The sequence below is a fragment of the Streptomyces sp. NPDC052109 genome (assembly GCF_040680195.1).
GTDB lineage: Bacteria > Actinomycetota > Actinomycetes > Streptomycetales > Streptomycetaceae > Streptomyces.
In genome coordinates this window covers 251201-263987 of the sequence record NZ_JBFAWF010000005.1, presented here as the reverse complement: position 1 = coordinate 263987, position 12787 = coordinate 251201, and the positions used below count along the sequence as shown (strand labels likewise).

At 70.5% G+C, this 12787-nt stretch carries 12 protein-coding genes; 8 read left to right on the top strand and 4 right to left on the bottom strand.

Annotated elements, in window-relative coordinates:
• Positions 1-620: 620 nt before the first annotated feature.
• Positions 621-1106 (bottom strand): DUF5994 family protein, encoded by a 486-nt coding sequence (locus AB0L59_RS14070; protein ID WP_365582569.1) that lies wholly within the window; start codon positions 1104-1106, stop codon positions 621-623.
• A 1072-nt stretch (positions 1107-2178) separates the two neighbouring features.
• On the opposite strand from AB0L59_RS14070, the gene AB0L59_RS14065 reads away from it, so the two are divergent.
• The 3 genes from AB0L59_RS14065 to AB0L59_RS14055 all read left to right on the top strand — a co-directional run bounded on the left by AB0L59_RS14065 (position 2179) and on the right by AB0L59_RS14055 (position 3452).
• The gene (locus AB0L59_RS14065) at positions 2179-2439 is read left to right on the top strand and encodes a hypothetical protein (protein ID WP_365582568.1); all 261 of its coding nucleotides are present in this window, start codon (positions 2179-2181) and stop codon (positions 2437-2439) included.
• Between the two features lie 75 nt (positions 2440-2514).
• A complete protein-coding gene (locus AB0L59_RS14060; RefSeq protein ID WP_365582566.1) occupies positions 2515-2826 on the top strand; it encodes a hypothetical protein in 312 nt (103 codons plus the stop codon).
• A gap of 131 nt (positions 2827-2957) precedes the next feature.
• Complete coding sequence (locus AB0L59_RS14055) at positions 2958-3452, top strand: DUF5994 family protein (protein WP_365582565.1); 495 nt, start codon at positions 2958-2960, stop codon at positions 3450-3452.
• Between the two features lie 404 nt (positions 3453-3856).
• Here AB0L59_RS14055 and AB0L59_RS14050 read toward each other — a convergent pair whose 3' ends face one another.
• The 3 genes from AB0L59_RS14050 to AB0L59_RS14040 all read right to left on the bottom strand — a co-directional run bounded on the left by AB0L59_RS14050 (position 3857) and on the right by AB0L59_RS14040 (position 6914).
• Positions 3857-4390: a hypothetical protein gene (locus AB0L59_RS14050; RefSeq protein WP_365582564.1), complete on the bottom strand. Its 534-nt coding sequence runs from the start codon at positions 4388-4390 to the stop codon at positions 3857-3859.
• Positions 4391-4725: 335 nt separating this feature from the next.
• A complete protein-coding gene (locus AB0L59_RS14045; protein ID WP_365582743.1) occupies positions 4726-5070 on the bottom strand; it encodes an ANTAR domain-containing protein in 345 nt (114 codons plus the stop codon).
• Positions 5071-5402: 332 nt separating this feature from the next.
• A complete protein-coding gene (locus AB0L59_RS14040; RefSeq protein ID WP_365582563.1) occupies positions 5403-6914 on the bottom strand; it encodes an SDR family oxidoreductase in 1512 nt (503 codons plus the stop codon).
• 1573 nt (positions 6915-8487) lie between these two features.
• On the opposite strand from AB0L59_RS14040, the gene AB0L59_RS14035 reads away from it, so the two are divergent.
• The 5 genes from AB0L59_RS14035 (at position 8488) to AB0L59_RS14015 (ending at position 12719) form a co-directional block, all read left to right on the top strand.
• Positions 8488-9042, top strand: a complete 555-nt coding sequence (locus tag AB0L59_RS14035) for a PhzF family phenazine biosynthesis protein (RefSeq protein WP_365582561.1) — start codon at positions 8488-8490, stop codon at positions 9040-9042.
• Positions 9043-9514: 472 nt separating this feature from the next.
• The gene (locus tag AB0L59_RS14030; protein ID WP_365582559.1) at positions 9515-9964 is read left to right on the top strand and encodes a hypothetical protein; all 450 of its coding nucleotides are present in this window, start codon (positions 9515-9517) and stop codon (positions 9962-9964) included.
• Positions 9965-10076: 112 nt separating this feature from the next.
• The gene (locus AB0L59_RS14025; RefSeq protein ID WP_365582557.1) at positions 10077-10946 is read left to right on the top strand and encodes a DUF5819 family protein; all 870 of its coding nucleotides are present in this window, start codon (positions 10077-10079) and stop codon (positions 10944-10946) included.
• Position 10947: 1 nt separating this feature from the next.
• The gene (locus AB0L59_RS14020; protein ID WP_365582556.1) at positions 10948-12249 is read left to right on the top strand and encodes an HTTM domain-containing protein; all 1302 of its coding nucleotides are present in this window, start codon (positions 10948-10950) and stop codon (positions 12247-12249) included.
• The gene (locus AB0L59_RS14015; RefSeq protein WP_365582554.1) at positions 12246-12719 is read left to right on the top strand and encodes a DUF393 domain-containing protein; all 474 of its coding nucleotides are present in this window, start codon (positions 12246-12248) and stop codon (positions 12717-12719) included. The genes AB0L59_RS14020 and AB0L59_RS14015 overlap by 4 nt, the downstream gene beginning before the upstream one ends.
• The last annotated feature ends 68 nt before the right edge of the window (positions 12720-12787 follow it).

The window sequence follows — 12787 nt, the reverse complement described above, 5'->3', positions numbered from 1 at the left end:
ATGCGCGGCCCGGCGAGGGCATGTGCGGCGCTGCGTCTCACCGCCGGCGGCGGCACGGAAACGCATCGTGATCCAGCTGGGTCCTCAAGGACATACGCCTGCTCCTCGGCCCACGACCACCGGGGCCGCCGGCCTCGTGGTGGCCGCCACGGCCGAGCCGCAGAGGCCGGCCCCGTGCCACCGCGAGCAGGGCTTCGGACGCATCACACAGGACGCGAGCGTCTCGCGGCGCAGCCGACGGCGGTGTCCGGGTCCGCGGCGCGCGTCACGCCGAATCGCCGAATCGCCGAATCGCCGAATCGCCCGGAGCTGACCACGGCGAGGCATGGCGCCCGGCCCGCGGCAGCGCGGGCCGGGCAGGGCCCTGATCACCGCCTTGAGCAACGGCACTTCGCCGACGGCGCCCGGACGGTGCACGCCGTACTGCCCGAGGGCGAGACCGGTGCCGCCGCGCCGCGCGACCCACGACCTCGGTGCGCGCCCCGGACTGCCTGCCTCGACACGATCAGCGGCACCAGGCCCGCGGCCGGCTCCGCCATGGCCCAGGAACTCGTCCAGCGGACGGAGAGGTTCGCCCGCATCCAGCATCCTGGCCCCGTGCGGAATCTGCGACACAGGTGTCAGGCCGGCGTAGCCGGGGTGTCGCTGCGCGTATCGATGAGGATCTGTCTGGCCTCGGTGACGTTGTCGGCCCGTACGGCCCTGGCCATCGCGGCGCGTGCCGCGTCGGGCGACGTGTCCGGCGGGACCAGCAACAGGGAGAAGAGGTCCCGCTCGCCTCGGGTGATGAGGACGGTGTCGTCGCCGACGGGGAAGGAATCGATGTGCACGACCCGGTCGCCCACCGTCACCCGGGTCGGCAGTTCGTCCCAGGCACTGCCGTCCAGACCGACCCGGGTGACAGGCCCGAGATGCTCGGTCAGCGCGGTGATCAACGAGGGAAGCTCCGCACCGATGTCCCGGCTCCGCGGCCACCAGGCACCGTCCAGGATTCCCTCGCGTGCGTGTGTCGTCTCCAGCCTCAGCAGCGCCGTCCCGGGTCGCACCGACTGGTGGACGGCGTCCGGCAGGAACCGGGGAGTGCCGGGGATGTCGGATTCGGTCATGGTGTCCGCCCGCCCTTCGTCTGCCGGTCGCACACCCGGCGGCCGCACCGCCTCGGTGGACGCGGCTCAGCCACGTTCTTCCTCTCCTGCTCAGGGGTAGCGAGGTCGTCGCGGAGCTTCATCCCGTCGACGCCCGGGGGCCGATTGCCGCCGGCGCCCTCGTGCACAGCCGGCAGGATCTTCCCGCGGTACGTTCTCCGCTCGCGCAGTGTCGCCATGACGTGCCGTCCTTCACCGTCCCCGGTCGTGCCGAAGTCGATGTCATCGGCGTCGCTGTCATGGCGGGGCGTGCTGTCCCGCGACGGCCGATGCCCTGCCGGGTATCGGCCGTCGGACTGCGAGGCGCCGCCGGGCGGCGGTGAGCCGGTGTGCGAAAGACTCCCGGTTTCTTCAGCCTACTCCGCTCCCGAGCCCGGAAATGTGCGGAAGTCCGGCTGCTTTCCTGGCTCCGGAGCGACCGGCCCGCCAGCCCCGGGAACGCGAGGTCTCGACGGTCCCGTCGTCCCGGGCGCGTCCACCAGCGTGACCCCGAGCGCGGCGCCGTGGTCGGCGAGCAGCCGCCGCCGCACCCGCCGGGCGGGGTTTCCGGACACGGTCCTGTCCGTCGCGACCCTGGACCCACCACGGCCCGGCGCCGCCCGCGGGAAGGCCGCTGGCGCATGTTCCATGCCCATGGGCCGCCGGAGAACTCCGCGTACAGGTCGCCCAGCTCCTGCAGGCGGCCCCGCCCTGACCAGGCGTCAGCGGGCGGAGGTGTTCTGCCACCCGGGGCGAGGACCTGCTGCGCGCCGCCGCCGGCGACGTCGGTCCGCCGAGAACGGCAGCGGCCGTCCGCGAGCTGTCCCTGCCTTCCGTAACAGGCCGGCTCGTTCGGCCACCGGGGGCGGGGTGAGCGGGCCGGAGGGCCGGAACGCCGGTCGGCCGTGGCACGCGCGGCCGCCCTTGCCCGGCATACCCTTCACAAAGGGGACGCCGTGGAAACGCGTCGCTGCCCCACCCCGCACCGTTGCCCCGGCATGTCGGGCAGCGACCGCAATCGCGGGTCGTACCCAGCACCTGCCAGGAGGTCCGTATGGAGCACGAGCCCTTGCCCTCCGAAGGCCATGCCGAGGTCCGCATCGTCGCCGCGACGCCGGAGGTCGCCCGTCGTGTGGCCGAGGTGCTGCGGCGCTGCTTCGACTCGACCGAGCAGCGCAGCTACCCCGCCGGCCGCGCAGGGGGGACCCGGCTCCATCTCACCCTCGACACCGCGCACCCCGCGGAACCCGCACGGTCCTGGCTCGCGACCAGCGAAGCGGCGGATCAGGGCCAGGCACACGCCGATGAGGTGTGACCCGGGTCCCTGATGCCACGAGGATCCGCCGTCGCGTCCACCTTCCCGCGGCCGTCACCTCGGAGAACGACAACCATGACGAAACTCCGCGAACGCAAGAACAACCGGAATGCGGTCCTGCGATCCCTGTACGGGGCCGTCGAGCACAACCGCGCCGAGGTCAGCGGATCGGCGCTCCGCACCGAGCTGGGCCTGCCCGACGAGGATCTCACCGCTGCTTGCGCCTATCTGGCGGACGAGGGGCTGATCAGCGTGGAGTGGACCTCGCACCGGACCCCCGCCGCCGTCTCGCTGACCCACGAAGGCATCCGCCTGATGGAGGAGCAGGAGGAACAGGCGGAACAGGAGGATCGGGAGACGGCGCGGAGGGCACGATCGGACGACTGACGCCCGCTTCTCCTCGGCCAGGAGTAGCCTGACCGTACCGAGAGCTTTTCGCGCAGCGCGGTCGGCGGTGCCGTTCCCGGCGAGCGACGAAACGGGCGGTCGTCCGACGACTCCCGGAACGGGACCGCACGATGGAACCCAGCAGCACGCCGGCCGAAGAGCTGACCTCGGCCTCTTCGCACGGGTACCGCATGCCCCTGCCCCGCCTGACCCTCACCACGGACGTCAGCCATGGCCCTCTGGACGGGGCCTGGTGGCCGCGCTGCGCCGCGCTGGAACTCGAACTTCCCTCTCTCGTGGGCTCGTTGGAGCCGGACCCGGACACCGCGGTACGGGTCACCGTGGACCTCGGCGAATGGCCCGACGCCCCGAGCACGGTCATGGCACCCGGCAGGGTGATCGCCGTGGAGCCGGCCGGACCTGGAAGCGAGGCGCACGTCATCACCCTGGACTGCGGCACCGTGGGACGCTGGGTGCTGCTGGTCATCCCGCCCGAGGAGCGTTCCGGAACAGCCGCTCGGCTGCTCGCCGCCGCGGCCGACCCCGAGAACCCGCTGACCGCCACGCGGCTGCTGGCACTCGCCGAGACCGGTCTGCTCGAGGGCACGGCGGGGCAGGCGGACTGAGGAAGGCGCCCAGCCGGGAGCACATGGCCCTCCGCCACCACTGTGTGAGGCGCCGTGCGGCTTCCTCTTCACCGCCGCCGAAAATGACGCACTCGCGGGGATGCGCAAAGCATCTCCACGAGCGCGGGTCCGCCAAGCTGCGGTCCCAACCGGACGTTCCACATGCTGAGTACCCGAGCGGCGAGCAGCGAACGCACTTTGCGGAAAAGCCTCCGGTGCGGGGCTTGCCCGGACCCCTCGGTGCTCGGCGCGGTACCTCGCCGGCCCGCCGGCGCCCTCCAGCCTGTCCTCAAGGCCGGTGATGCGGCGGACCACCTCGACCGGCGCACCTGGTCGACCAGCTCACGCGTCCGGGCCACGATACGCAGCCGGGCCGTGAGCGTGGGCTGCGGGTGCCTGGACGGTCAGCGGTCGAGGACCAGGACGCGGCAGGGGGCGTGCCGGGGCGCCGCGCGGGTGCCCGGTGCGGGTGACCGCCATCCCCAGGACCGCAGTGCCCGCAGGGTCTGCACGTCGCCGCGGTCCACCAGCGTGACACCGAGCGCCGCGTCATGGTCGGCCAGGAGCCGTCGCTGCAGGCGCCGGGCGAGATTCCAGTCCCGGCCCGGGTACTGAGCGCGCACCGAGGGCCGGACGACGATCGCGGAGACGGCGAAGAGGCTCCCGGACACGGCGAGCCGGGGCAGGCTGGCCGGCAGGCACCGGTCGAGACCGCGCCACCGGGGTCCGTCGTCACACACGGGGAAGCCGTAGGCATACCCCGTCATGGTGGTGGCTTCCGCGATCAGCAGGGCGAAGCCCGGGCGCCGCAGATCCGTCGCGAGCCGGCGAAGGAACAGACCGCGACCCTCGTTCCACTGCCAAGGGCCTCCTCCGCAACTCTCCGCGTACAGGTCGCCGAGTTCCACGAGCCGGTCGGCGACCTGGCAACGGGTCAACGGACGGAGGCATTCCCCGACCCAGGGCGACGCGCCCCTCCCCGCTTTCTGTGGCCGCCGTCGCTGCCCCCGATCGCGCCACGGCACCGGGTCCTGCCCGTTGTCCGCGGACTCGGACCGGTCCGGCGCGTGCGCAGTCATGGAACGAACCCAGCCCCGGGTGACGGACGGATCCGCAGCCCGGCGTCGTCGAGCGCCGAGAACGGCAACGGCCCGAAGCCGGTGCGCGGGAAGCCCTCGGTAGGTCCACCGTACTCCGCGGCACAGGCGCACGACGGCAGTGGCCGGGCGGAGTGGCGCGCTGAAAGGCAACAACGGCGGAGCCGGCACCCGTTTCAGGCGGATCGCGCGGTGGACAGAGCGGCGTCCAGTGCGTGCCGGATCTCGTCGGGCAGACTCTCGCCGTACGTCCAGTCCACGATCTGTTCGGCGACCCGCCGCAGCTTGACGTTGGTGGTCTGCGAGACGTGCCGCAAGACCTCGAAGCCCTGGTCGGGGCGGAGACCACCGACGGCGATGACCACGCCGATCGCCTGGTCGACCACGGCGTGCGAGACAACGGCGTTGTGCAACTGGCCGATCTCGTTCTGCAGCTCACTGATCTTGTGGAGGAGGTCCTCCCGTCCGGGGTGCGGGTGCGCTCCGACCCGGCCGGCGGGGTCGTTCTGCGGGTCAAGCATCGTGGTCACATCCCTGACTGCGGATCTCCCGCCCGGGCCGCTGCTGCCCGAGCGGGATGTGAGGACGACACATCTCCACTTTTACCCCGGCATCCCGTTCGTGCATCCGGTTCCGCACCCGCCGTGTCGTCCGGCCACCGGTCACCGCCCGCTTCCCCAGGTCCACCGGCATGTGCACTCGCGAGGGCGCCGGTCGACCGGTGTCCGAGGCCCGGCGGTGGTGCCCAGCGCGCGCCCGTGAGGTGGGACACCCACACGTTCAGCAGGGGTGCGCATCGACGCTCGCGCCGTCGCTTCCCAAGCGGAGAGCGCGCCCGGTTCCTCGAACTCCCTCAGTGAGTACGGGCCGGTTCGGGTGCGGCGGATTCGGCCGCGGCGGCGATGTTGCGGGCCATGCCGCCGAAGACCGCGGCGTGGAAGGGCGCCACACCCCACCAGTACGCGTGCCCGGCCAATCCGTGCGGATGGAACAGTGCCCGCTGCCGGTACACCGTGCGCCCCTGTGGATCCCGGTCGACGGCCATCTCGAGCCAGGCCAGGCCCGGCAGCCGCATCTCCGCGCGCAGTCGGAGCAGCCGGCCCGGCTCGATCTCCTCCACTCGCCAGAAGTCCAGGCTGTCGCCGACCCGCAGCCGGGTCGCGTCCCGGCGGCCCCGGCGCAGGCCGACACCGCCCACCAGAGTGTCCAGCCAGCCCCGCAGGGACCAGGCCAGCGGCGAGGAGTACCAACCGTTCTCGCCGCCGATCGCCTCCACCACCCGCCACAGCGCCTGCGGCGACGCCGCGACCGTGCGCTCGCGGTGATCCGTGTAGAGGCTCCCGCCCGCCCAGTCGGGGTCGGTGGGCAGCGGGTCGCTGGGGGCGCGGGGAATCGAGGCCGAGGACCACCTGGTGGCGACGTCCGCGTCCTGTACGCGCCGCAGAGCGAGGCGGATCGCCCGGTCGAGGGTGACCGGTCCCTGCGGAGGGTCCGGCACGTACCGGACGATGTCCCGCTCGGCGCAGACCACCTCGTGCTTCAGCGACTCGACCAGCGGGCGCGCGAGAGCGCCCGGCACCGGGGTGACCAGACCGACCCAGAGGCTGGACAGCCGGGGGGTGAGCAACGGAACGGGGACGATGACGCGTTTCGGCAGCCCGGCGACGACGGCGTACCGCCGCATCATCTCCTCGTACGTGACGATGTCCGGTCCGCCGATGTCGAAGGCGCGGTTCACGTCGTGCGGCAGCCTCGCGCATCCCACGAGGAGGCGCAGCACGTCGCGGACGGCGATCGGCTGGATGCGGGTGCGCACCCAGCTCGGGGTCACCATCACGGGCAGCCGCTCGGTCAGATATCGCAGCATCTCGAACGAGGCGGAACCCGATCCCATGATCACGGCTGCCCGCAGTACGGCGGTCGGCACGCCCGAGGCCAGGAGGATGTGGCCCACTTCGGCGCGGGACCGCAAATGGGGTGAGAGGGCGTGCTCGGGTACTCCGGAAGGGCTCAGACCGCCGAGGTAGACGATCCGGCGGATTCCGGCGGCACGCGCCTGCTCACCGAAGATCCTGGCCGCGCGCCGGTCGGTCTCCTCGAAGCCCCGACCGGTGCCCAGCGCGTGCACCAGGTAGTACGCGACGTCCATGCCCTCCATGGCCGCGCGCACGGACACCTCGTCCGTCACGTCCCCGCGCACTGCCTCCGCCTGCCCAGCCCACGGATGGTCCCGCAGCTTGCCGGGCGAGCGGGCCAGGCAGCGCACGGAATGCCCGGCGGCCAGCAACTCCGGCACCAGCCGGCCGCCCAGGTAACCGGTGGCGCCGGTGACCAGACAGCGCAGCGGCCGGTCGTCGTCGCTCATGCCGATCGCGCGCAGGCCTGTCGGGTGCGCCTTGTCCGGCGACGGCCGGCGGAGCGGGGCGCAGGAAACGTCATGGCTCTCATGTCCTCCCGGGACGGGCGTTCCGATGTGGTCCGTCGTCGTTCCTCTGAGCCCATGCTTGGGGCCGAGGACGAGCACCGCAACCTCGCCGTCCCCGGCCGGAGGGGGCGCCGGTTCACCCCACCCAGGGCAGCCCTGCGGGGGAATCTTGTGACCGAGGACATCGCCGCCCTCGCCTCTCGGCGACGAGGGGCGTCATCGGGTCACCGCCGGTGCGGGCTCCGGTCGGGGGCGGAACGGCGGTTGCCGCAACGACACGACCGCCTCCTGGCGGGCCGCCCCGTCCGCCAACACCGATGGCGGAGACCCAAGATGCCGATCCTTCGGCTTCAACTGCGCGAGTGCGGGCTCGTGGCCTTCATTCCGCGAAGGGATACGGCCGGACAAGTCGGCACGACCGGCCGGAAGTTGCTTCCGGCGTGTGGCCGAGGCTAGTCCACGCCGGTGCGGTCTCCGCCTCCGCCAGGAGACGCACCGCGAGGTCAGGCCCGGGTACCCGGGCCGGAGCCGGCGCGAGATACGCACCCGAACGATGCATCGGCCTGAGCTTGTGACACCTGGTTGGCCCCACAGCCTCACACCTTCGATATGTCTGGAGTGCCAGGTATGTGATCTGTCGGTACGTTCATCGCAGGTCGGTCGTCCGGCCGACGCACATGAGAAAGAGAGAAGTACCCATGCCCTCGCGTGCTTTCGCTGTGGTCGGCGCCGGAATAGGCGCGACCGTCCTTGCGGCCGCCGGCATCACCTATGCCTCGACCGTCGAATCCACTCCGGCTTCCTCGCCTGTCCACCGGGCAGCCCAGCCACCTCACCACCCCATCCAACCGGCCCACCGCTCCGCCCGGCCTGCGCAGCACACCGCATCCGCAGCATCCGCAGCAACTGCCGCTTCCGCCATGGCTGCTTCGGGCGCCAAGACCGGGGACGGAGGCGAAAACGGGGGCCGCGACGGCGGGGGACGCGACGGCGGGGGACGCGACGGTGGCAGCTGGGGACGCGACGGCGGCGGGGGACGCGGCGGCGGCGAACGCGGTGACGGCGGCGGGGGACGCGACGGCGGCGGACGCGGTGACGGTCACGGGCGGGGCGGAAGGATCTTCGTCAACGAACGTTCGTACCCCGCCTTCATCGACGGGTGCATCACCGCGGTCAGTGGGCTGGGCGCGAGAAGCTTCAATGTTCGCAATGAGAGCAGGAGGACCGTCGAGGTCTTCCGGGGCCCCAACTGCGACGGTGGCCCTCCGGTCGCCACCGTGGGACCCCGCAGCGAGACCTTCGGCGTGATGCCCCGTGACCATGGGGGCGTATTCGTTCACCACGGCGTCGTGGGCAGCTTCCGGGTGGTCTGTGGGTGGTGGTGACGGCACCACCCGACGCACGGGAAAGTCTCCGGACCGGCTACGGTCCGGAGATGGTTCGTCCGTCCCCTGAAGTGGAGGCGGTCGGACGGGCAGTGCCAGGCCGGATCCGAGAGAAGAGGGGCCCTTCCGTGCCGGGGCGACGAGCCCTGGGTGACCACGTGCCGTTCGCCCTGGTCGACGTCTTCGCCGACGCGCCACTGACCGGCAACCCGTTGGCTGTGGTGGACGTGAGCCACCTGGACGAAGAGCCGCCTGTCGCGTGGATGCAGAAGGCGGCGCGCGAGTTCAACCAGGCCGAGACCACGTTCGTCGTGCGTCCGCCAGCCACCGCGGGCCGGGGTGTCGCGGCCCGCCTGCGGTCCTTCACCGCGGGCGGGGCAGAGGTCTTCGGGGCCGGCCACAACGCGTCGGTGGCACGGTGGTGGGTCTTCGAAACCGGCCGGGTGACACGACCGGACGACGGCGGCTGTGTCACGCAGATGATCGGCGACCGGGAATCGGACGTCCTGGCCCTCGGGGACAGGCTCGGGATGGTGCAGGAGCCGGCACGCTTCGGCCGGCAGGCGGAACCGCGGGCCGTCGCCGAGGCGCTGCGGCTGCACCCTGAGGAACTGGACCTCTCTCTGACCCCGCGGAGCACCGACACCGGCGCCAGTCACCACTCGGCGTTCCCAAGCGGCTGACCATCGCGCAGGGCGAGTCCATGGTTCGGCCCAGCCTCATCGATGTCCATCTCGACCACCTCTCCCCTCCACGCGGTGAGGTGACACGCCTTCCTGTCGGAGCCTGCGGCACAGCAGCCAAAGGGGCACAGAGGGAAGCAACGGATCCGCCTGCCAGGCGTCGACGCGCTTCCGCACGAATGGCGAGATCGCGCCCGCTGCGCACATGGACCCTGAAGCCCGCATGCAACCGCCATCAACTCGAGCCCCGCGTTCTTACAGCGGTTGATATAAGCCCGGGCGGGTGAACATGGGGGCGCCATTACGGCATCTGGACCACCTTTCCCTGCGTGTTTCGATACCTCTGCCATGCCAAGAGGCTGCAGGATCCGGTCAGTCCTCTTTTCTACCCGCAGAGAAAGGTAGTTCACCGATGAAGGCTATCCGGGGCCTCGTTGTAGGGCTTGTGACCGGCGCCCTGTCTTTGGGGGGCGTGGCACTCGCCAACCCGTCCGTTCTCCCCGCCCACCGAGTGATCACTTCCCTCGGCCACACCCTCGGCTACAGCAGCAGAGGCGCGGACCACGGGGACGGCTCCTCGTCTCTGAACCTGGACCACAACTGCAAGGGCGGCACCTTCGGGTTCTGCACCGAGAACGCGACGTTCAACCCGACGGTGACGCTGACCCTGATTCCCGTGGGTCTCATCGGGGGCTCCAACGGCAACAACGGAAACAACGGAAACAACCCGAACAACGGAAACAACGGCAACAACGGGAACAACGGGAACAACGGCAACAACGCCAACAACCCGAACAACGCCAACAACCCGAATAACGGGAACAACGGCAACAACGGCAACAACGGAAACAACGGCAACAACCCGAATAACGGGAACAACGGCAATAACGGCAACAACGGCACCAACGCCAACGGCGGCTGACAAGAGCCGTCTGATGCCGTCGGCCCTTGCATGACGCCCCTGTCGGTAACCGCAGCCGAAGCCTCGGCCTGCTGTAGGGGCGCCGGCAGGGCAGGGAATTCCGGCGTCGCCCGTGACGGGCGGCGCCGGGACGCCCGCGGTGCGTGAGGCGCCGAAGCGGCGCACGGTTCTTCCGCTGATGCACATGCCGGTGAGACGGCAGATCACGAGGATCATCATGGAGCAGTTCACGAAGGCACCCGGCAACTCCGCGCCGTCCAGTAGCTCCGACACCCTGGTAGGCCCACCCAGGACAGCCGACACGGCCGCCTCCGGCGACGTACCCACCACCGGAGGAGTCGAGGGAGATACCGCCACTCACGTCCGGTTCACGACCTCTCTGGCCGTATTGACGGCTACGGCCGTCACCCTGCTCGGTGCGGTGTTGTGGCACCTCGGCATGGTTTTCCTGACGCTCGCGCCAGCCAATTCCGTGACGAACAGATATCAGCAGACGATCAACGGTTACATTTATCCAGAATTCGGCCAGAACTGGCAGATGTTCGCACCCAACCCGCTGGCCCAGAATGTGTCGGTCGGTGCGCGGGTCCAGACAATGAGGCCTGACGGCACCCGGCACACATGGGACTGGGTGAATCTCTCCTTCGCGCATCTGGAGGCCATGAAGCACAATCCCGTACCCAGTCATCTGGACCAGAACGTGCTGCGCCGGTCCTGGGATTTCTATACGGAGACGCACGACCTGAAGGACAAGCCCACGAACGGCATTCGCAGCGCACTGTCCACCGAATACCTGGCGCGGATCGCGCTTCAGCGCTTCGGGCGCCAGTGGAACGGCGAGCGGATCGTCCGTGTCCAACTCGCCAGCCGCACCACTGCTGTTGCCCCTCCGAAGTGGACGGGACAGAAGGCACCGGACACGACGGCCTACAGAATCCTGCCGTGGTGGCCGGTCGAGGAGAAGTTCTACAAGGAGCTGTGACGTGTACGAAAACCGCAACGCGGCGACGGTCGCCGTTCCGGCGCCCCAACCTCCCGCGGAAGGCGTCACCGTGTCCCCGCCCCCATCGGCCCACGGGGCACAGCCGTCGACGACCGAGTCTCCTGCCACCCGGGTTGCCGTACGCGAGAGGGTCGTCGGGCAGCTGACACGATTCGTCGCTCTCGCCGGCCGCACCCGCTCCCCGTACCAGGCGGCTGTCATCCGGATCGGCTACGGCTTCTTCTTCACGTGCTACCTGCTCCGGGAGTGGCCGAACCGCCGCGTGCTGTTCGGTGACCGCAACCCCTGGTCGCTGGGCATGACCAAGGCCCTGACCGCCGACACACACGCGTTCAGCGTGCTCACCTGGTCGGGTGACCGGTGGTGGTTCGAACTCGTCTACCACGGGGCGATCGCGGCCGCCGTACTGCTGGTGCTGGGTTGGCGCACCCGCGCCACAGCGGTGCTCTTCCTCGTGGGCGTGCTCGCTGTCGAGAACCGGAGTCCTTTCGCGGGCGACGCCGGTGACGACATCATCCGCATCATGGCGGTGTACTTGGCGTTCACCCGCTGTGGCCAGGTCTGGTCGCTGGACGCGCGCCGCCGTCGGCGGCAGGCCGGCGACGCACGGCGGGACCGGGCCGGTGCGGCGCTGTGGCTCGCGCTCGGCCTGCCGCTGCTGGGGGCTTCCTGCGTCCACTGGGACGGCTGGCTCGGGGTTTTCTGGGTGATGTGGGGTCTCCAGGGCCTGCGGTTCGCCATGGACCGGTGGGCTCCTCGGCACGCGATGCGCTCGCTGCTGGACTCCGGCTCCGCCATGCTGCACAACTGCGCGATGCTGGTCATCGCCGCTCAGGTCTGCTTCATCTATGCCTCAGCGGGCCTGTACAAGAGCCAAGGGACGAAGTGGCAGGACGGAAGCGCCGTCTACTACGCGATGCACCTGGATCTCTTCCGTCCTTGGCCGTGGCTGACCGACCTCGTCTCGACGAACATGCTGGTGATCTTCCTGCTGTGCTACGGCACGGTCATCATGCAGATCTCCTTCCCCTTCACGCTCATGTACCGCAAGGTCAAGAACGTGCTCCTGGCGGTCATGATCCTCGAACACGTGGGGATCGCGGTCGTCCTGGGCATCCCCTTCCTGTCGCTCGCCATGATCGTCAGCGACTCGGTCTTCCTGCCCACGGCCCTCCTCGTCTGGGCGGGCGGCCGGTCCGCGGTGCTGGTGCGGCGGATCCGCGGGCGATACGGACGGTATGTGGGCGGCCCGTGCCTCGAAGGGGTCGTGAACGCCCGATGAACCTCCCCCACCGCACCGAGGGCCGCCCCCGGGGCCTCCCGCTGCTCGTCTACGACGGCGACTGCGGTTTCTGCGCCGGCACGGTGCGGTTCGTCGAGCGTCGCATCAAGCCCAAGTGCACCGTCTCCGCCTGGCAGTTCACCGACCTCGACGCGGTCGGTGTCACGGAGCAGCGGGCACAGCGCGAGGTACTGTGGGTCACCCCGACGGGCACGGTGTACGGCGGCTCCCGAGCCCTTGCCAAGGCTCTGCTGAGCGCGGGCCGAGGGTGGCACATCCTCGGCGGTCTGCTTCTCACGGCCCCCGTCCGGTGGCTCTCCCACGGCGTCTACCGGTTGGTCGCGACCAACCGCCACAAGCTGCCGGGTGGCACAGCGGCATGCCGTGTGGGCGCCCGTCCGGACCGGCTGACGAGCACCCCCCGGGCCGCCGGACCGGCCTCCGCGTCGGAGGGTGGCGGCCGCGGCTGAACCGGCAGCTCACAAACATCCGCCGCCGTGCACCGCCCAACCCGCACCACGGGTGCACCGGATCGAGC